Below are 19,386 nucleotides of genomic sequence, written 5' to 3'. Positions count from 1 at the left end.
CGCCCTCGATGTCCCGAGCCACCCCGAGCCTCTCGGCGAGCGAGAGGCCGCGCACGGCGAGCTTCGCGTGGGGCCCCTCGGATTTCTCACCCTGCTCGAGACCCACTGCAGCCTCGGGGGGAGCGAGGGGAGCGATCCAATCCGCATCGGGGAGTATCGCAGGTGCCTGGAGCGCGCCGACGACGGCAGGCGATTCTACTCGGCATCCCTTGCCGCAGACCCGCTCGGCGTGGCCTGGACGCTGTTCCGCTGGCGCGAGGAGATCCTGCTTGCCGGCTGGGACGGCAGCGCGACGTCCGCTTCGCCGCCGCGCCTTCGCGACTTCGCGGCCGTCGAAGCCGTCCGCTCCGCCTTGCCACCGGACCCGAGCCCGGCCGAACGTCTCGCGCGGCTGGTCGACGAAATCCCCCGGCGGTCCCTGCCGATCGCAGGCGTCGAGATCCTCGACGATCCCGCCGGCCTTCCCGCACTCTGGCGCCGGGCGCTCGATGCTCTCGCCGCCCGCGGCATAGCCATCGAGCCCTCCCGCGCGCCGTCGGGGAACGCGCCCGGCGACCTCGGGCACCTGCAGCGCACGCTGTCCGGGGCGAGCGGTCCCGCGCCAGCCCGGGGCGACGGCTCGCTCCTCCTGCTCGCGGCGAGCAGCGACGTCGAAGCCGCCGAGGCGACGGCGAGCTGGCTCGCCTCGCAGAGCGGTCCCGCCGTGGTCATCGACGCGGCGGGCGATGCGCTCCTCGACCAGGCGGTTCGTCAACGCGGGCTGCCGTCGGCCGGCGCCTCGGCGTCGTCGCGGCTCCGACCCGCCCTCCAGGTGCTGCCGCTCGCGCTCGCACTCCAGTGGGAGCCGGTCGACCCCAATCGGGCCCTCGAGCTGCTGTCCCTCCCGGTCGGTCCGGTGCCGCGTGCGGCGGCGCTGAGCCTCGCGCGCGCGATCGCCGGGAGCCCGGGCATCGGCGGAACGCCATGGCACACGACGCTGGCGTACGTCGCCGAGCGGATGCGCGAAGCCGGCGCGGCCGCCCGGAGCATCGACGCGCTCATGCAGGAGATCCGGGAGTGGACCCAACCCGTGCGCTTCCGGACCGACGACGGGATGCCACGGGAGGTCGTCGCCGCTACCTGCGCGCGGGTCGCGCGGTGGCTCGCCGGACGCATTGCGACGAGCGGCGACGACGACGTGCTCTGGGTCGCCCTCGGCGCAGCCCGCGAAGCGAAGCGGCTGGCGGAGACGGACTCGCAGCCGCGTCTCACCCCGCCCGCCCTGCGCCGCCTGCTCGATGCGGCATCCCAGGCCGGAGCCCCCCACCCCGGCGCGACGGCCGAAGCGGGCCACGTACCGTGCGTGTCGTCGCCCGCCGCGATCCTTGCCTCGGTCCCTACCGTCGTCTGGTGGGACTTCACGGCGGCCGGCGTCCCGCCCGTCGCACCATCGCCGTGGTCGATCGCGGAGCGCGCGGCGCTCGCGCGCGAAGGCATCGCGCTGCTCGACCCCGCGGCGGACAGGCTGCGACGCACCCAGGCCGATCTGACCCCGCTTCGCGCCGCGAGCGCGCGCGTCGTGCTGGTGGCGCCGGAGCGTCGCCGCGGAGAGCCGGCCACACGGCATCCCCTCTGGGACCGCATCACCAGCGGGTTCGGGGGCGACTACGCCGCGGTCGTGGTGCAGGCGCGAGACTGGCTCGGCGGCACCCTGCCCTCGGCCCCCGTCCCCCGACGACCCCTCGCGCGCCCGAAGCGCTGGTGGCGCCTGCCCGCCGGAGCCCTGTCGTCGTCACACGAGCATCACTCGTTCACCAGCCTGAACGCGTTCATCAACCACCCCTTCCAGTGGGCGCTGCGATACAAGGCACGCATCAAGGCCGGCTTCACGGCCCGGCTCGCCGACGACAACCTCCTGCTGGGCTCGCTGGCCCACGGCCTGATCGCCGAGGCCGCCGGCGATCCGACCCTGGCCGGCGCCGGGATCGACGCCATACGTGCCGCACTCGAGAGACGCCTCGACGTCGCGCTGGCGGGCGAGGGCGCGGTGCTGCTCTTGCCCGGACGCGGCGCCGACCGGCGCAAGCTGCTCGATCGCAGCGCGCGCGGTGCGCTCGTCCTGCTCGACGCGGTTCGCCGCGGCGGCTGGCGCATCCTCGGGTTCGAGCACGCACTCGACGGCGCATTCGACGGCGGCGCGCTCGAGGGACGTCTCGACGTGGCGCTCGAGCATCGGGACGGCCGGCGCGGCGTCATCGACGTCAAGTGGGGCGGGCGCAAGTATCGCCGCGCCGAGCTGCGCGAGAACACCGCCCTGCAGCTCGCGCTCTACGGTCACCTGCTCGCACGCAGCGGCCAGCCGTGGCCGGCATCGGCCTACCTCGTGCTCGACCCACCGACGCTGCTGAGCGCCGACGCGAGCGCGTTTCCCGGCGCGGTGCACGTCACCGACACGGCCGGCGCTCCAGCGGACCTGTGGGCCACCGTCGGCCCGACGTGGCGCTGGCGCCGGGCATTGCTCGAGCGCGGCTGGATCGAGATGACCGCGGGCACCGAGCCCGACGACGATTCGGCGCCGCCGATCGGCTGCCGCCTCACCCAGACCGAGTGCCGCTTCAACGACTACGCGTCGCTCACCGGCTTCGTACCCGAGGAGCACCCGTGATCCGCATCGTCAGTGCGGGAGCGGGCAGCGGCAAGACGTTCCGCCTGACGCAGGAGCTCGTGGACGCTCTCGACCCGTCCATGGCAGGCACCGCGCGGCCCGAAGGCGTCGTCGCCACCACGTTCACGCGCAAGGCCGCCGCCGAGCTCGGCGAGCGGGCACGGCGTGCCGCGTTCGCGCGAGGCCTCCCCGAGCAGGCCGATCGCCTCGCCGGCGGGATGCTCGGCACCGTCAACAGCGTGTGCGGCCGGCTGCTGGCGCGCTTCGCGTTCGAGGCCGGTCTTTCGCCCGAGCTGCGGGTGATCGAGGAGCACGACCAGGCGCTCCTCTTCCGGCAGGCGCTGCACGAGGTGCTCGAGCCCACCCTGATCGACGACCTGCTCCGGCTCGACCGCGCCTTCGGCTTCGACCGCTCGCCGCCGGGCGAGGAGCGCAAGGACTGGCAGCATCGCGTCCGAGCCATCATCGACGCCGCCCGCTCCAACGCGCTCGACGCCGCTGCGGTGCGCGCCTCGGGGCGGCGCTCGTGCGAGTCGCTGCTGGCGCTCCTTCCGCGCACGGATGCCGCGGGAGACGCCGCCCTCGATCGCGAGCTGCGCGACGCCGTCGAGAGCGCCCTCGCAGCTCTCCCCGCCCCGGGCGACGAGACCAAAGCGACGCGGGACTATGGCGACGAGCTGCGTGCCGTCCTGGTGTCGCTGCGGCGCGGAGAAGCCCTGCCGTGGAGCACCTGGGCACGACTCGGAAAAGCCGAGCCCGGTCGCAAGAGCCAGGCGAGCTCAGCGCCCGTCCGACTCACCGCCGCACGCCACGCCGAGCACCCGCGACTCCGCGACGACCTCACGCGCTACGTCACCCAGGTCTTCGAGCTGGCAGCACGCAGCCTCGACACGTACCAGGCATGGAAGCGCGAGCGCGGGCTCGTCGACTTCGTCGACCAGGAGGCGCTCGTGCTGGGCCTCCTCGGGCGCGCGGAGGTCCGCGCCGTGCTGGCGGCGGAGCTCGACGTCACCTTCGTCGACGAGTTCCAGGACACCAGCCCGATCCAGCTCGCCGTGTTCCTGGAGCTCGCCCGCCTCGCGCGACGCTCCGTCTGGGTCGGCGATCCGAAGCAGTCCATCTACGCCTTCCGGGGCGCCGATCCGCTGCTAATGGACGCGGTGGTCGGCGCCGCCGGTCGGGTCGACCCGGCGGACATCCTCGCACGCTCGTATCGCGCCCGGCCGGCATTGGTGGCCTGGACGTCGGAGCTGTTCGCCGGCGCGTTCGGCGAACGCTGGCCGCGCGAGCGCATCGTCCTCGACCCCGTGCGGGACGAAGCAGCCGGTCTACCCGTACCGCTCCAGACCTGGGTGCTGCCCGCGAAGAACACCGAGGGGGAGTCGGCCGCGCTAGCCGCCGGCATCGCCGTGCTGCTCGGCCTTCGGGATGAGCCCCCCGTCCACGTGGTCGATCCCGCAACCGGCGCGGTTCGCGTCGCGCGTCCCGGCGACGTGGCCATCCTCTGTCGCACCAATGACAGCTGCGCCGAGGTGGCGGCCGCGCTGGAGCGAGCCGGCATGCGGGCGGCACTGGCACGCGCCGGATTGCTGCGCACACCCGAGGCGATCCTGACGCTCGCCGCCATGAAGCTGCTCCTCGACGCCCACGACACGCTGGCGCTCGCGGAGATCGTCTCCCTCACCCGCGACGATCCGGAGCCGGAAGCCTGGCTCGTCGATCGGCTCGCCCACCTGGCCGCCGGACGGCCGTCCGAAGCGTGGGCCGCCGACCATCCCATCGTGCAGGCTATCGCGGCGCTGCGAGCGGAGCTGCCGTGGCTCACGCCCGCCGAAGCGCTCGATCGCGTCGTCCACGTCATCGACGCTCCCCGGGTCGTCCTCTGCTGGGGGAGACGCGATCAGCGCCTGGGCAATCTCGACGCGCTCCGCCGCCTCGCCGGCGCATACGAGGAGCGCTGCACGCGGCGCGGAGCCGCGGCCACGGTCGCGGGGCTCCTAGCCTGGCTCGACGAAACGGCACGACAGCGACTCGACGAGCAGAGCGAAGGGCTCGGCGACGACGCCGTCGTCGTCTTCACGTGGCACGGCGCCAAGGGGCTCGAGTGGCCGATCGTCGCGGTGGCCGACCTCGACCAGAAGCCGCGGGAGCGACTGTGGGACGTCGGCGTCACCAGCGACCGCGAGACGATCGACCTGGGCGACCCGCTCGCCGGTCGCTGGATCCGCTTCTGGCCGTGGCCGTACGGCGGACACCGCGTCGGTCTGTCGCTCGCCGACGCCGTCACCGCGTCCGGCGAGAAGGCCCGGGCCGAATCGGCCGCGCGCGACGAGTACCTGCGCACACTCTACGTCGCGCTCACCAGGGCACGCGACGTCCTCGTGCTCCCCGTCCGTCCGGGCGGCGCGGCGCGCCTGCGCCACGCGGGCCTCGACCCGCTCTTCGCGCCGGACGGCATCGTTCGCTTCGGCCTGCCGCGCGAGCCCGGCGTCCACGTCGTCGCGATCGGCGACGGCGACGTGCGAGTCCCGGTCGAGACGCGCACCTTCGCCGCGGTCGCGACGAGCCCGCGGTCCGACGACGCCTCGGAGCTCTGGTTCGCACCCGCGGCGGTTCCGGCCGCCGGCTCGCGGCCCGCTGCGCGCCGGCAAGCCTCGGCACTGCCGCCGCTCGCGGTGACGGCAACCGTTTCCGAGACGCTGCTCGTCGGCCGGCGGCTCACGCTGAACGGGGATCCCGACGAGGAGCCGCTCGGCAACTGCCTGCACGGCTTCCTGGCCGCCGACGACCCGTCGGCGCCCGACGCCCAGCGCCTCGCGCTCGCCGCGGGGCTCCTCCGCCGCCACGGCATCGCCGGCGCCGTCCCGGAATCCGAGATGCTTCGGCGCGCCACGGAGCTGCGCACGACCCTGGGGAAGCGCTACCCGGTCCGACGCTGGCTGCGCGAGTGGCCGATCCGTCTCCGTCAGGGCGAGACGATCGTGTCCGGGTTCGCCGACCTCGTGCTCGACACGGACGCCGGCTGGGTGGTCGTCGATCACAAGTCGTTCAAGGGCGGCCGGGAGCAGTGGGCGGCGAAGGCGGCGGAGCACACAGGGCAGCTCGCAGCGTACGCGGGGGCGATGCGGGCGGCGTCGGGGCGGGCGGTGGTCGGCGTGTGGCTGCACTTCGTGGTGGGCGGGGGGTTGGTGCGGGTGGAGGTCGGCGGCGGGGAAGACGTGCCCCGCCACTCGCCGGAGCCCATTCGGCACTCGCAACTTGCCAAGCAAGGATGAATCAGCCATAAAAGTGCCGTCGCATGAGCTAGCAAGAATCGCTGATAAATCAGCGCGATGCGCACTTGCATCCAACAAGGGAGTGATCCTTACGGGACCTGCTCAGTCCGGGAAAACGACCCTGGCCCGTCGCCTCCTTCGCGACAGACCCTACTGCTCCCTCGAGGACCCGGACGAGGAGCAGCACGCCGCCAGCGACCCACGCGGCTTCCTCGCGCGATTCCCCGACGGCGCCGTTCTCGACGAGGCCCAGCGCTGTCCCGACCTATTCCGCTACCTCCAGGCGATCCTCGATCGCGACGCCCGGATGGGCCTCTTCATCCTCATCGGCTCGCAGCAGATCCAGCTCCTCGAAGCGATCACCCAATCGCTCGCCGGGCGCGTCGCCATCCTGGAGCTACTGCCGTTCTCCCTGGCCGAGCTGCAGGACGCGGGGCGGGAGCCGGCGAGCCTCGACGAGCTGCTGTTCCGCGGCCTCTTTCCGCCCGTCCACGACCGGCCGGTCGATCCGCGGCGCTGGTACCTCGACTACCTGCGCACGTACGTCGAGCGCGACGTTCGCCGGGTCGCCAACATCCGCGACCTCACGACCTTCGACCGCTTCTTCCAGGCCTGCGCATCGCGCACGGGCCAGCTCGTCAACGTCACCTCGCTGGCCGCGGATTGCGGCGTCGACCAACGCACGGCGCTCGAGTGGCTGTCGGTCCTGGAAGCGAGCTACGTGCTCTTCCGGCTGCCGGCGAACGAGCCCAGCTTCCGCAAGCGCCCGGTCCGGACGCCGAAGCTGTACGTGATCGATCCCGGCCTCGCGGCTGCGGTCATCGGCATCCGCAGCGCTCGCGACCTCGCCCGTCACCCGGCGCGCGGGGCGCTCTTCGAAACCTGGGTCGTCACCGAGCTCCTGAAGGCCCGCTACAATGCCGGGCTGCCGGCGAACCTTTCGTTCTGGCGGGATCGTGCCGGCAACGAGATCGACGTCCTGATCGACGAGGGCGAGCGTCAGGTGCCGGTCGAGGTGAAGGCGAGCAGAACGCCGTCGCCGGCCTGGCTGACCTCGCTGCGCGCGCAGGTGGAGCGCTCGACGGCGAGCTTCGGCCCACCAACACTCGTCCATAGCGGCGACGTGTCGAGCGAACGCTCGGGCGTGCGTCTCGTGTCGTGGCGCCGGATCCGCACGCTGGCGCCGGATGCCGACCCGGAGGAGCCGTCGTCGGTCCGGGAAACTCCGAGGGCCCACGACATGGAAGCAAACCTCGACTACGCCACGTTCTTCCGCACGCTCACCGGCACCGAGCCGTATCCGTATCAGCAGCGTCTCGCGGACGGACCGTGGCCGGAGATCGTCGAGATACCGACCGGACTCGGCAAGACCGCCGCGGTGATCGTCGCCTGGCTGCACCGGCTGCTCCGCGCCGACGCCGCCACGCCGCGCCGCCTCGTCTACTGCCTGCCGATGCGCGTCCTAGTCGAGCAGACCGCGGGCACCGCGCGCCGCTGGCTGGACGCCAGCCGCGCGCTCTTCGACGACGCCGGCATCGCACCGCCGCAGGTGTACCTCCAGATGGGCGGCGCGCGCGACGACGCCTGGACGGGGCAGCCCGAGAGCCCGGCGATCATCGTCGGGACGCAGGATCTCCTGCTGTCGGCCGCGCTCATGCGCGGCTACGGCGTACCGCGCGCACGTTGGCCGGTGCCGTTCGCGCTCCTGCACACGGATGCGCTGTGGGTCTTCGACGAGGTCCAGCTCATGGGCCCCGGCCAGGCGACGTCCGCACAGCTCGAAGGCCTGCGGCGGTCGCTCGGCATCCCGCACGACACGCGCAGCCTCTGGCTCTCCGCCACGCTGGACGAGCGCTGGCTGGCGACGGCCGACTTCGCGGCGCATCTGCCGGGCGCGGTCCGGCTCTCGCTCGACGACGCCGACCGCGCCCACCCCGACGTACGGCGGCGCCTCCATGCACCGAAGACGGTGGCGCGAGCCCGGACACGGCTCGACGTCGAGAGCGCCAAGCGCGACGCCGCGGGCTACGTCACCGCGCTCGCAGCCGAGGTGCTGAAGGCGCATCGCCCCGGAACGCGCACGCTCGTCTTCCTGAACTCGGTGGCGCGCGCGCAGGCGCTGTACCAGGAGCTCGACCGCCAGAGCCTCGAGCCCGACCTCGTGCTGGTCCACGCCCGCTTCCGCCCCGGCGATCGCCTGGCCGCCGAACGACGCCTGACGGCGCCGCCGCGCGAGGCGGGCACGATCGCCGTCTCCACGCAGGCGCTCGAAGCCGGCATCGACGTGAGTGCCGCGACGCTCTTCACGGAGCTCGCGCCGTGGCCGTCGCTGGTGCAGCGCTTCGGCCGCGCCAACCGCTACGGCGAGCTCGACGACGCGACGGTGCGCTGGATCGACGTCGCGAGCGAGGAGAAGCTGCCGCTCCCGTACACGGCCGCAGAGCTCGACGACGCCCGCGCATGCCTGGCGTCGCTCACGAGCGCGAGCCCGTCGGCCCTCCCGCCCGCTCGCACCGAGCCGAAGCCGGGCCTCGTGCTGCGACGCCGCGATCTGCTCGATCTCTTCGACACCCAGGCCGACCTCTCCGGCTTCGACATCGACGTCTCCCCATACGTGCGCGACGCCGACGAGCTCGACGTCGCGGTGTTCTGGCGCGACCTGTCCGCCGCCACGCCGGCCGAGGCGCCGGCTCCCGAGCGCGACGAGCTGTGCCGCGCCGGGCTCTCGGAGCTCGAGACGTACCGCAAGCGCATCCGCGTCGAGGTTGGCGCGATCCGCCGTCGCGATGCGCTCGACGGCGCATGGGTGCCGCTCGATCGGCGCGCGCGGCCGGGCGAGACGCTGCTCCTCGACGCCGCGCTCGGCGGCTACGATCCGCGCCTCGGCTTCCTGGCGTCGAGCCGCACGCGCGTGGAGCCGATCGCGCCCGAGGAGCCGCAGCCCGCCGAGGACTACGACGCCGACTGGCGGAGCTGCCAGATCCATCCCGTCGCCCTCGAACGGCACCTCGTCGACGTGGAGGACGAGGCGCGCGCCCTGTGCGACGCGCTCGGCGCCTCTGTGGAGCGCGCGGCGGTAGAGCGCGCCGCGCGCTGGCACGACGTAGGCAAGGTGCATCCCGTCTTCCAGAAGACGCTGCGGAGCTGCACGGCGGTCGCCGGCCTCGCCGCCGGCGCGCTCGCCAAGTCGCCCTGCTCGGGGCGACACGAGCGCCGCCACTTCCGGCACGAGCTGGCCTCCGCGCTCGCCTGGATCGATCAGCACGACGGCGAGCCCGACGCCGATCTGGTCGCGTACCTGGTCGCGGCCCACCACGGGAAGGTGCGCATGGGGCTGCGCGCGCTCCCCGACGAGCGCGCCCCCGAGGATCCGGCTAAGCGCTTCGCGCGCGGCGTCTGGGACGGGGATCGCCTGCCGGGGCTGCAGATCGGGGAGCGCGAGACGGTGCGCTCGGCGGTGCTGCGGCTCGACGTCGCCGAGCTGGGCGGCGGCGCGGCGGGGCGGTCGTGGGCGGAGCGGGTGCAGGGGCTCGTCGCGCGGTACGGGCCGTTCCGGCTGGCGTGGATGGAGGCGCTGGTGCGGGTGGCGGACTGGCGGGCGTCGGCGCGCGAGCAGGTTTGGGGGGATGAGGGGGTGGATCTGCTGCGGGTGGGGCGGGCGGATGCGGCGTGAGGCGATGCGGCCACGCGGTGGTCCAATGATGCTCGTGCGAATCGAGCAAGCGATTCTGCTCGTCCGCGGCCACAAGGTGATGCTCGATGCAGATCTGGCGCTCCCCTACGGCGTCGAGACCAAGGTGCTCGTCCAAGCCATCAAGCGGAACCTGAGGCGGTTTCCTTCCGACTTCATGTTCCGTCTCACGACATCGGAGCTCGACGATTTGAGGTCACAGATTGTGACCTCAAAGTTCGTGGGGCGGGCGCTGGTATCCGCCGTATGCCTTCACCGAGCAGGGTTTGGCGATGCTGTCGAGCGTCCTCCGCAGCGATCGGGCAGTTCACGGCAACATCATGCGGACGTTCGTGAAGCTGCGCCGCTTGCTGGCTACGCACGCGGACCTTGCCCGCAAGCTCGACGCGCTGGAGCAGAAGTACGATCGGCAGTTCAAAGTCGTGTTCGACGCGATCCGCGAGCTGATGACGCTGCCGGAACCGAAGCAGCGGCGGCGGATCGGGTTCGGGGCGGAGGTGAGGGCGTGAAGCTGCAGGACGATGACCGTCGTCGAGGCGAGCAAGTGAACGCGCGTTGGACAGACGAGAGCTGACGTGACGAGAGCGCACGAGCGTGACCGAGGTCGGAACAGGGGGAGTGGGCAGAGTGAAGGCGACTGACTCCCGCGCGGACAACTTCACCGCGTTCTTCAAGACCGCGACCGGCGGGTTCACGCCATACGACTGGCAGCTCCAGGTTGCCGTCGATGGCTTGCCCGACGTGCTTCGCGTTCCTACGGGTCTTGGAAAGACGGAGGTCGCGCTCGCGTGGGCGTGGCGCCTCCTGGTCGACAAACAGCCCGAGCCCCTGCACCTCGTAGTCTGTCTGCCAATGCGCAGCCTCGTGATGCAGACCGTGCAGCGCTTGAAGGGCTACTTCGAGGCGCTCAGAGCCAACACGCCGGAGATCGAGATCGGCGTGTATCAGCTCATGGGCGGCACGATCGACGAACAATGGGCGCGATGGCCGGACACGCCGTGGGTCCTCGTCGGGACGCAGGACCAGCTGCTGTCGCGTGCGTTGAACCGCGGCTACGCCATGAGCCGCTTCGAGTGGCCGGTCCACTTCGGCCTTCTGAACAACGACTGCCGATGGCTCATTGACGAAGTCCAGCTCATGGGGCCGGGCCTGTGGACGACCTCGCAGCTCGACTGGATGCGAAGGAAGCGGTTCCGGTCGTTGAGGCCGTGCCTAACGACGTGGATGAGCGCCACCGCAGGCACGTCGTTTCTTAGCACCACCGACCGAACGCGCGAGGAACTTGGCGAGCCGTCGGCGGACCAAGTTGCATTCGAGAGCAAGCTGAAGGCCGCGCTCGTCGACGACCAGGGTCTCTCGTGGTGGCGAGCCGCGAAGCGCGCTGTCGAGTGGTGGAGCGGCACGTCGCCGAACGTGAGCGGCAGCAAGAGGTCAAGGACTGCGAGGGTGTCGACCGAGAACGCAGTCACACCCGACACCATCGCCAGGGCTGTGGTGGAGAAGCATGAGCGGGGCGCGCTTTCCCTCGTCATCTGCAACACCGTGGACATGGCGCGTGAGGTGTTCCGCGCGCTGTCGGTGACGCACAAGGTGCTGTTGACCTCACGGTTCCGGGGCGAGGACCGCAGCCGACATGAACAGCGACTCCTCGAGTTCGACGCCAACCGGAAGGCAGGCAAGCTACCGAAGGACGACCCGGGACTCATCTGCGTAAGCACGCAGGTTATCGAAGCGGGCTTGGACATCTCCGCGCATCGCTTGTGGTCGGAGCTCGCGCCATGGCCTTCGGTGCTCCAACGTCTGGGTCGTCTCAATCGAAAGGGAGACGATCAAAACGCCCGTGCGTGGGTTTGGGAGACACCGCAGGAGGGCGGGCGCGGGAAGGCCGAGCGCATCGGGCCCTACGAGAGTGCTGACATCGACCGCGCGAAAAAGCTCGTCGGCGCGCTCGCGCCCGCTACCCAGCAGAAGGCCTTCGCAGCGGCGATCGACGACCTGAATGAGAAGGACGTGCGCGAGGCGCTGCAGCCGAGACCAAGCCCGCTTCCGCGCGCGCTCGATGCCCACGGGCTGTTCTCCACGGAGCGCGACGTCCACGGCGGGTTCACCGACGTCAGCGCTTTCGTGCGTGGCACCGATCCAGACCTCGACGTGACGGTGTTCTGGCGCGACTGGTCGGGCGACGTCCCTCCACCCAGCGACGACCTCGACGGACCTTTGCTGGAGCCGGCGAACGAAGGGTGCCCCGTGTCCTTCGTTCGCGTCCAGAAGATGCTGGAGAACGACAAGGGCAAGGCTTGGCTGTGGGACGACGAGGCGGACCACTGGGTGCGTGTGAACTACTGGGACATCCGCCCCGGCATGCTCGTCATGCTGAAGCGCGAGATCGGCGGCTACGACGTTACCGAGGGCTGGACCGGAGACAAGTCGAACGTCCTCGCCGAAGTGCCGCGCGCCGGGCGTGGAGCTTCCCTGCGCGACGATACCTGGACCGAGGTCGGCTACTGGTCGCGACTCGAGGACCATCTCGCCGACGCACGGCGCGAGGCAGAGGCGCTGTGCGAGACGCTCGCGCTGAACGGTCATACGCGCACCGCGGTCATCGAAGCGTCCGGGCTTCACGATCTTGGCAAGGCACATCCCCAGTGGCAGACCGCGTTGGCTGATCGCTCCGGCATCCCCGATGAGCCGCTCGCCAAGAGCCCACGCGTGCTGGCCGTCGACGTGGTGGGCGAAGCCGTTGCGGTTCGAAGTCAGATCCTTCGGCTTCGGCCGGCAGCGCTTTCGCTGCCTGATGAAGCGCGACGACGCGGCCGGGAAGATGTCGTCCGACTTCGCTGGGCCATCGACGACAAGCTCGGAGAGGACGAGCTGAATTCGCTGCGAGCGATATCCGGCGTTCGCTGGGCAGGTCACATCCAGTTCCGCCCCGGCCTGCGCCACGAGGTGGCCTCCGCGCTCGCGATGTGGCGAAGGTACCGCGACGGCGGCGCCAACTACCCAGCCCTCGCCGTCTACCTGGCAGCGACGCACCACGGGAAGGCGCGCACCGTGCTCAGATCGACGAGTGGAAAGGGTGATGACGTGTTCGGCGTGCGAAGCGAGCCTCGCACGCTGGTGCTCGGCTCCGACCAGTGGCCGCTCGACTTCTCCGTCGCGAAGGACGGAGCCGAGGGCCGCTGGGAGGGCAACGAGTTCGTGCTGACGGGGCAAGGCTGGACTGGCCTTGTTGCCGATCTGCTCGGCCCATGGCGGCCCGAGGACAAGGGCAGTGCCGGCGTCGTGCCGGAAACCGAGCCGCGCCATCTCGGCCCATTCGCCCTGGCCTATCTGGAGGCGCTTGTTCGTGTCGCGGACAGGCGTGCCAGCGAGAAACCTAGCGCGAGCGTCAAGCCAAGCGAGGTGCGTCGTGGCGGCTGAGCTTCGACTTCCAGTCGTGGCACTGCCTGGCCTGTCGCCCGACAGCCTGGGCAACTACCTTGCGTCCCTCGGCCTCTCGCGTGTGCTCAGTCGGAAGTGGCCGCCGACTCGCATCGCGTGGCGCGACGAGGTGCTCCAGATGGTCGGTGGGCCCTCGACCCTGGACGAGCTGGTTAACGAGCTGCTGCAGGTCGCGAGCGACCGGGCGTGGACCCCGTACGACAAGGCTTGGTCCAACGCTCAGCAGAAGGGCACGAAGACGAAGTCTGGCGAGCCACTCGCGTTGTGGCAGGCCTCGGCCCCCGAAGGTCTCCTCGCGCTGTCCGCCGCTCACGCGGTCCCACATGCGCACGTAAGCCTCAACCCCCTTCTCCGTAGCAGCGGCGGACGGAGGGACTTCGAGAATGGGTGGAAGGCCGCCGTGGATGCGCTTGCCGGACCGCCGAAGAAGGGTGCAGACCCCAGGCGCGACTCGCTCTCGGCGTTGCTGATGGGGCTGCCCGTTGATTGGCTATTGGACAAGCTCAACGCCGGCTCATGGTTCGCTGACGCGACGAAGCTCTACAACAGCGGTCAGACACCAGCCCGGGCCAGCCAGACCTCCCCCTGGGCGATGGCGCTCGCTTGTGAAGCGCTGGCGCTTCTCGCCGGTGGGGCGTCCCGAAGGCTCGGCGCGCGCACGCGGGCCGTCGGCGCGTTCCCTTTCGTCACGCAGCCTGTCGCCGCGAGCGCCGAGAACGAGGCCGATCGCCTCCGCTGTGAGATCTGGGCGCCGCTCTGGGCCCGCCCGATGACGGTTCCCGAGGTGAGCGCGCTCTTCCAGCGCGGCCGCGCCGAGTTGGCCGGGCGAGGTGCCCTGACGCCGGCCGCGTTCGCGACGGCCATCCACAAGCGAGGCGTGGACGCAGGCATCGACCAGTTCCGCCGCTTCACGCTCGGTAGGACGACGAGCCGGAAGTCGGTCGAGCCTCGGCTGGAAGGCCGGTTCTCGCTCGCCGCAAGCGCCGTGAGCGCGTCGATCTCGCTCGTGCTGGAGCGCGCCACCATGCTGATCGAGCAGCGCGGCTTCCCTCGCGATGGCAAGCGGTTCGCGGGGCTGCGAGGGCCCATCGAGTCCGCGCTCCTCGACGTCGCCGCCGCGCCTGATCGCCCCGATGCCGGCATTGCTCTGCTCGACGCGGTCGTCTTCGCGCTTGATCGCATCGATCACAACCGCAGCTTCCGCGAGAAGCGGGTCCAATGGCAGCCCCTGCCCATCGAGTGGCTCCCCTCATTGTTCGAGGACGAGGCACCCGGAGTCGAGGCCCGCCTCGCGTTGGCGCTGGTGTCGGGCTTCCCCGAGGCGCTGCCCTTCACCGCCTTCCGCTTCGGCGTTTCTTGGACGTTGGATGGCGAGGTCGATGGACGCGCGCGCCCCCGCCGCTTCGAGCACGCGAAGGTTGCACCGCCTCGCTGGGTCTGGAGACCGGGCGATATCTCCCGCGCCATTGGCGCTGTGCTCGCTCGAAGGCTGCTGGAAGAGCCGAAGCTGGACTTCCCTGGTACGCGCTGGCGCGGTCGCGCGCCGCTCCCAGCATCGGCGGACCACCTGCGCCGCTGGCTCGCGGGCGACGTCGACGAGCCCCTCCTGACGGCCTGGCTCTCCCGCCTCGCGCTCTTCGACTGGAAGCTTGTCCCGAACGAAGTCCGCGCGCTCGCGGCTCGAGCGCCTGCGTCCCGGAGCGCTGACGGTGAACTCGCGTTGCTCGGGCTCGTACAACCCCTCGTTGACCGGCGCCGCCTCGTCGTCGACGCGGTCTCGCCTGAGGACCTCCTCGACGACGAGCGCGGCGCCCGCACGCCCGGGGCAGCGCGCTCCCTCGTCACGCTCGTGCGGTCCGCCAACCTTGATTCCGCCGCGCGCCTCGCCGCCAGCCGCTACGCCATGGCGGGAGTCCGCCTCGCCACCTTCGACGCGAGCTGGCGGACCCACGACCCGGACCGCCTCGTCGCGGCTCTCCTCTTCCCCCTCTCGGGCCGCGAGCGCGCGACCCTGGTCGAACGCTGGCTGCGTCCCCGACGCCGCCCACAAGGAGACGTTCATGCCCAAGACGCTCAACCCCGCTGATGTCCTGAAGGGATACTCCCCGCTGATCCTGACCGCGACGCTCGAACCCGTCGCGGGTGACCGCTTCCAGCCAGCGGGTTTCCCCGAGATCGGCCACGTCATCTACAAGGCGCCCCGCAAGAACGGCACCGTCGAGCAGGTCTGCATCGTGGACAGCGCGGCGAGCATGGCGAATCACCTCGAGTCGGTCTGCCAGCGCGGCGCGCACGACCTGGACTTGGTCGAGGAGCTGAACGGCCTGCCCCACATCCGCTGCGTCACGAACGCGTCGGAGGGGGCTGAACCGACCCAGCATCGCGAGGTCGTCGTCACGAGCCTCACCGAAGGGCACCGCATCGCGTCCTCCTACTTCCTCGACGGCTACCCTTTGGCGGGAGACAAGAAGGCAACCGGCAAGTTCGACCAGGACCTCATTTCGAAGTTCGGGATCGTGCTTCCGAATCCGAAGGGTAAGAAGGCCCACCCCCCGGCCAGCCAGTGGTGGAAGGTCTTCAAGACGATCTTCGCACTTGACCCCAACTCCCTCGTCCACGGCGTGCTCTTCCCGCAGTGGCAGATCAAGATACCTCGCGCGCTCACCGCCCACCTCGAAGCGTTCGGCGCGGGGCGCGTGGATCGCTCCGGCGTGAAGTTCGATCGGCTCCGCAAGACCACCTCGGGCCAGCCGATCTTCGCCGCCGATGACGCCACCGCGGAGTCGATGCGAGCCACCTTCGTGCTGGACGTAAGCCTCATTCGCTCCTTCGGGCGCAGGAAGGGCGCCGAACAACTCGGCATCTCAGACAAGCATCAGGAGCTGCTCGTGGCACTCGCGCTCTGGAAGGTTCAGAAGCTCCTCGAGCAGCCGTTCCGCTACCGCTCGGGCTGTCACCTTCGTCGCACGGCGCTCCAGAGCGAGGGCGAGGATATCGTGCTCGCGGTGAACATCCAGGACGCGATCACGGTGGCCGGCTTCGGCGAGCAGGGCATCACCGACGTCTTCTGGCCGCGGGAGGAGCTGTACCGCGAGGGCGCCGAGAGCGGAGACAAGCCCCAAGAGGACGATGACGGCTCCGAGGGTGAGGACGACGAGTAATGCGCGTCGTCCTCCGCCAGGCGTTCCCACTCGGTCGCTTCCACGCAACACCGTGGCGGGTGAATCCTTACGACGATCCGCACGGGGAGTGGCCGCCGAGCCCGTGGCGTCTGGTCCGTGCGGTAACGGCCCGCTGGTACCAGTGGGCCCGCGAGATGGGCAAGGATCCAGAGCGACCCCAACACATCGCGGATCTCGAAGGTCTCCAGGCTGCGCTCTGCAAGAGCACGTATGCGTTCCACCTCCCACCGTCGGCGGGGAGGGGTATCCCATTGAGGCAGTACCACCCCACCACCTTCGGCTGGAACCCGGCCGGGAGGAAGAAGCCTGGTACCCGCAGCTACGGCATCAGCCTCGTCCAGGACAACTACTGGTGCGTCCCACCCGATGAGCCCGTCTGGTGGTTCATCGAGAGCGACGCTTGGACCGACGACTTGGTGGCGGCGCTCAGCGCATGCGTCGAGCGACTGACCTGGTTCGGTCGCGCCGAGACGTTCACGCGCGTACTCGTCACACTCACGGAGGACAGTATTCCGGAGCCGAACTGCACGCTTCGTGACGATCGCATGGCTGGCGCCATCCCTGTCCTTGTGCCGCTTCCGAACGCGACGCGCGAAGACATCGAGCGCACGACCGACGACGACAAGGCGAAACAGCGCAGCGTCCCGCCCGGAGCGATCCGGCGCTACGCCGATCGGCCCCCTCGGCCGCCCGTCCGCGAGCGGCGACGATCACCTGCCCACCAGGAGAACCTCCACCTAGTGCAGCTCGCCATCGGGTGGAACGTGGCCCCTCAGGCACGGGCCGTCGCGCGCCTCACCTCGCGCTTGCGGGGCGCGGTGCTGCGCGAACTGCTGCGACTCAAGACCGGAGACCCGAAGGCGACCTGGAGCCGCACGAGCCGCGACGTGCGCGAGACGATCGCCCATATGGTGGGAAAGCACGCCGACGGCACACCGCTTTCGGGGCACCGCCACACCGAGTTCTTCGCCTGGTGCGAGGACCACGCGCCGACGCGCCTGTTGGTGTGGCGAGGCTCAGCCGCGCTCGACGCGGACGAGCAGGAAGCGATCTTCCGGGCCGCCTCCCGCGACGTATCCTGGGCCGCGCCCGGGATGGACGCCGATGAGTGGAAGGTGCGGCTGATCCCGCTGGATCGTTCGGTCCCACCTCCTCCCGGCTTTGACGAAAGGGCGTCGCTCGTCTGGGAGTCGGTCACACCATACGTCCCGCCGAGGCACCACCTCCGGGGCGGCAAGGAGCGCGAACGCGAAACGCTCGCCGCGCAAATCCGGCGCGAGCTTCAACAGCGAGGGATCCCCGAGGACATCGCGTACGAGCCCATCGGCCCTCCGTGCTGGGTCTCCGTTCATCTACCGCGACGAGACGCGAGCCAGCGCGCGTTCATCGGCGATCGCCTCGGCCAGCGCGTGCGACTGACCTTCCCCGAGCCGATATCTGGGCCCCTCCGCCTCGGGCACTCCAGCAGCTTCGGCCTGGGGTTGTTCCGGCCGGTGGCTCAGCATGAAGGTCTTCCACGCTCGGTAACGCCAGTCACGGCTGCCCAACAACAGCATGCAGCGGACGGCGCTGCGGGCCGCCGCTGATGCTAAGCGTTGGGCGGCGTAGCGACAGGAGGCGATGATCGACGATGCAGAAGGTGGCTGCGTATCTCTTCGAGCACTCGGGGTGGTCGGCCTTAGCTGCAGAAGAGCGGAAGCGAGTAGAACAACTCGTGAACGACCGGGTGGCCACTTGGCTGCGATCGAAGGGTGGCGATCCTGCCGTCACATCTGGAGGCTACAAGCCGGAGGATGGGAGCATAGGAACCTATCGCGTCGCCGATGCGGCAGATGGCGACAGCACTTGGTGGATGCTGGAACTGCACGAGGATGCCCCAGCCGGTCGCCGTTTTTCTGTCGCTGTATCGGTCGTGCGAACCAATGAGCGGGTCGTTGTTTACGTTACGCTGGAGACCGGCTGGACCACGACCCACATCATGCCGGTGGAAGTGGACCCGAAGTGCCCACGGATCGTTCGCGATCTCCTCGCTCTGCCAGTGACTTGGCGCCATGGCTCGTCGGTCCTGCAAGGGTGTCAGCGCGCTAACAGCTTCGACGCGGGTGAGCTTCTCGCCAACACGATTTCCGATCCACAGCGAACCGTACCAATCGTTCTCATCAGTACCCATGGCGGCTACTGCTCGCTCCCAGACCTCGACGTCAAACTCAGCCATGACCTTGTCGGGCTCGCGAACGTCTTCATCGTGAACGATGAAGCGTCCTGGGCTCTCAGGGATGCTCTCGGGCCTCAATGGGGCTGCTACCGGGGCGCGGTGCGTCTGTTTTGGCCGCACTTTTCGAGAGTGGACGATCGTTATCGTCACCCGCTTTGGACCGCGGAGCGCCTCGTCTCCGCGTCGGATGATGCGGTGCAAACGCGGGAGCGTTTTCGTCGGCAGCTTCGCGCACTCCTGTTCCGTACGTCTGCTGTAAGCGTCATCCGCCCGCCGGAGATCGACGCGATACGGGATGCAGGTAGCCGAAGGGCGCTGCTGGAGCACAAGGAACGCGCCCAGTCGCTTGAAGAATACAGGGCCCTGGCGGACCTGTATGCTGTCGAAAACGACGCCCTCCGACAGGATCGCGATGAACTGCGAAGCAGGGTGGAGGAGTTAGCGGCGGAGGTATCCCGCCTGGACGGGGATCGTCAGGCTTTGTTGAGCCATCTCAACGCCGCGAAGGCGAAAGAGGCTTCGGGCCTTTCCCCCGATGATATCGCGCCCGACAGCCAGGAGCAGGGCGAGACCACGCCCCCAGAGCCGGGTGAGATCCGTTTCTACAAGAAGACGTACGCCAAGCCTGGGTACGACGTTGTTGTTCCCGTTGGCGACTGCGGCCACAACAAATGGGAGGGCGCTCACGCGGCAGACAAGGCACGCAAGGGCATCGCGCGCCTCGAGGGGGAACGAAGCTGGCAGACCCTTCAGCATTGCGCGTCGTGCACTGGCGGGGGCATGTGGAGGGTCCGCTGGTAAGGTGTGCGACTCGACACCTGATCTGACACCGCCGGGTCCCGGTGCCCCATCCCGATCGCTGTCTAATGGCATCACCATGCCGCCAGCGGCAGGCCTAGGACACGTTGCCGAGCTACTTCGCCAGCTCCAGCAACCCG

General features: G+C 70.1%; 8 protein-coding genes and 2 pseudogenes. All 10 read left to right on the top strand.

The genetic code is table 11. The annotated features are described in order from the left end of the window. Positions 1 to 229 precede the first annotated feature (229 nt). The 10 genes and pseudogenes from KIT14_03450 to KIT14_03405 all read left to right on the top strand — a co-directional run bounded on the left by KIT14_03450 (position 230) and on the right by KIT14_03405 (position 19,249). Positions 230 to 2,644, top strand: coding sequence for a PD-(D/E)XK nuclease family protein (locus KIT14_03450; protein ID MCW5889585.1), 2,415 nt, complete (start codon positions 230 to 232; stop codon positions 2,642 to 2,644). Further along, positions 2,641 to 5,919, top strand: a complete 3,279-nt coding sequence (locus tag KIT14_03445; GenBank protein MCW5889584.1) for a UvrD-helicase domain-containing protein — start codon at positions 2,641 to 2,643, stop codon at positions 5,917 to 5,919. Before KIT14_03450 ends, KIT14_03445 begins: the two co-directional genes overlap by 4 nt. Positions 5,920 to 5,956: 37 nt before the next feature. Next, positions 5,957 to 7,090, top strand: a pseudogene (locus KIT14_03440) (ATP-binding protein). A gap of 69 nt (positions 7,091 to 7,159) precedes the next feature. Beyond that, positions 7,160 to 9,592, top strand: a complete 2,433-nt coding sequence (locus KIT14_03435; protein ID MCW5889583.1) for a CRISPR-associated endonuclease Cas3'' — start codon at positions 7,160 to 7,162, stop codon at positions 9,590 to 9,592. A gap of 25 nt (positions 9,593 to 9,617) precedes the next feature. After that, positions 9,618 to 10,119 (top strand): annotated as a pseudogene (locus KIT14_03430) (ORF6N domain-containing protein). A 118-nt stretch (positions 10,120 to 10,237) separates the two neighbouring features. Beyond that, positions 10,238 to 13,030, top strand: coding sequence for a DEAD/DEAH box helicase (locus tag KIT14_03425; GenBank protein ID MCW5889582.1), 2,793 nt, complete (start codon positions 10,238 to 10,240; stop codon positions 13,028 to 13,030). After that, positions 13,020 to 15,137 (top strand): type I-U CRISPR-associated protein Csx17, encoded by a 2,118-nt coding sequence (gene csx17 / locus KIT14_03420; GenBank protein ID MCW5889581.1) that lies wholly within the window; start codon positions 13,020 to 13,022, stop codon positions 15,135 to 15,137. Before KIT14_03425 ends, csx17 begins: the two co-directional genes overlap by 11 nt. Then, complete coding sequence (locus tag KIT14_03415; protein MCW5889580.1) at positions 15,112 to 16,212, top strand: CRISPR-associated protein; 1,101 nt, start codon at positions 15,112 to 15,114, stop codon at positions 16,210 to 16,212. Before csx17 ends, KIT14_03415 begins: the two co-directional genes overlap by 26 nt. Beyond that, positions 16,212 to 17,819 (top strand): type I-U CRISPR-associated protein Cas5/Cas6, encoded by a 1,608-nt coding sequence (gene cas5u6u / locus KIT14_03410; GenBank protein ID MCW5889579.1) that lies wholly within the window; start codon positions 16,212 to 16,214, stop codon positions 17,817 to 17,819. The genes KIT14_03415 and cas5u6u overlap by 1 nt, the downstream gene beginning before the upstream one ends. 44 nt (positions 17,820 to 17,863) lie before the next feature. Then, positions 17,864 to 19,249, top strand: coding sequence for a hypothetical protein (locus KIT14_03405; protein MCW5889578.1), 1,386 nt, complete (start codon positions 17,864 to 17,866; stop codon positions 19,247 to 19,249). Positions 19,250 to 19,386: the final 137 nt, after the last annotated feature.

The sequence above is a fragment of the bacterium genome (assembly GCA_026129405.1).
Lineage (GTDB): Bacteria > Desulfobacterota > Binatia > DP-6 > DP-6 > JAHCID01.
Note: the sequence above shows the minus strand (reverse complement) of the source record. Positions and strands in the feature narration are given on the sequence as shown.

Bases quoted from the DNA above. Each gene is read 5' to 3' on its own strand.
- KIT14_03435 (MCW5889583.1), top strand. From the start codon at position 7,160: ATGGAAGCAAACCTCGACTACGCCACGTTCTTCCGCACGCTCACCGGC.
- KIT14_03415 (MCW5889580.1), top strand. From the start codon at position 15,112: ATGCCCAAGACGCTCAACCCCGCTGATGTCCTGAAGGGATACTCCCCG.
- cas5u6u (MCW5889579.1), top strand. From the start codon at position 16,212: ATGCGCGTCGTCCTCCGCCAGGCGTTCCCACTCGGTCGCTTCCACGCA.
- KIT14_03405 (MCW5889578.1), top strand. From the start codon at position 17,864: ATGCAGAAGGTGGCTGCGTATCTCTTCGAGCACTCGGGGTGGTCGGCC.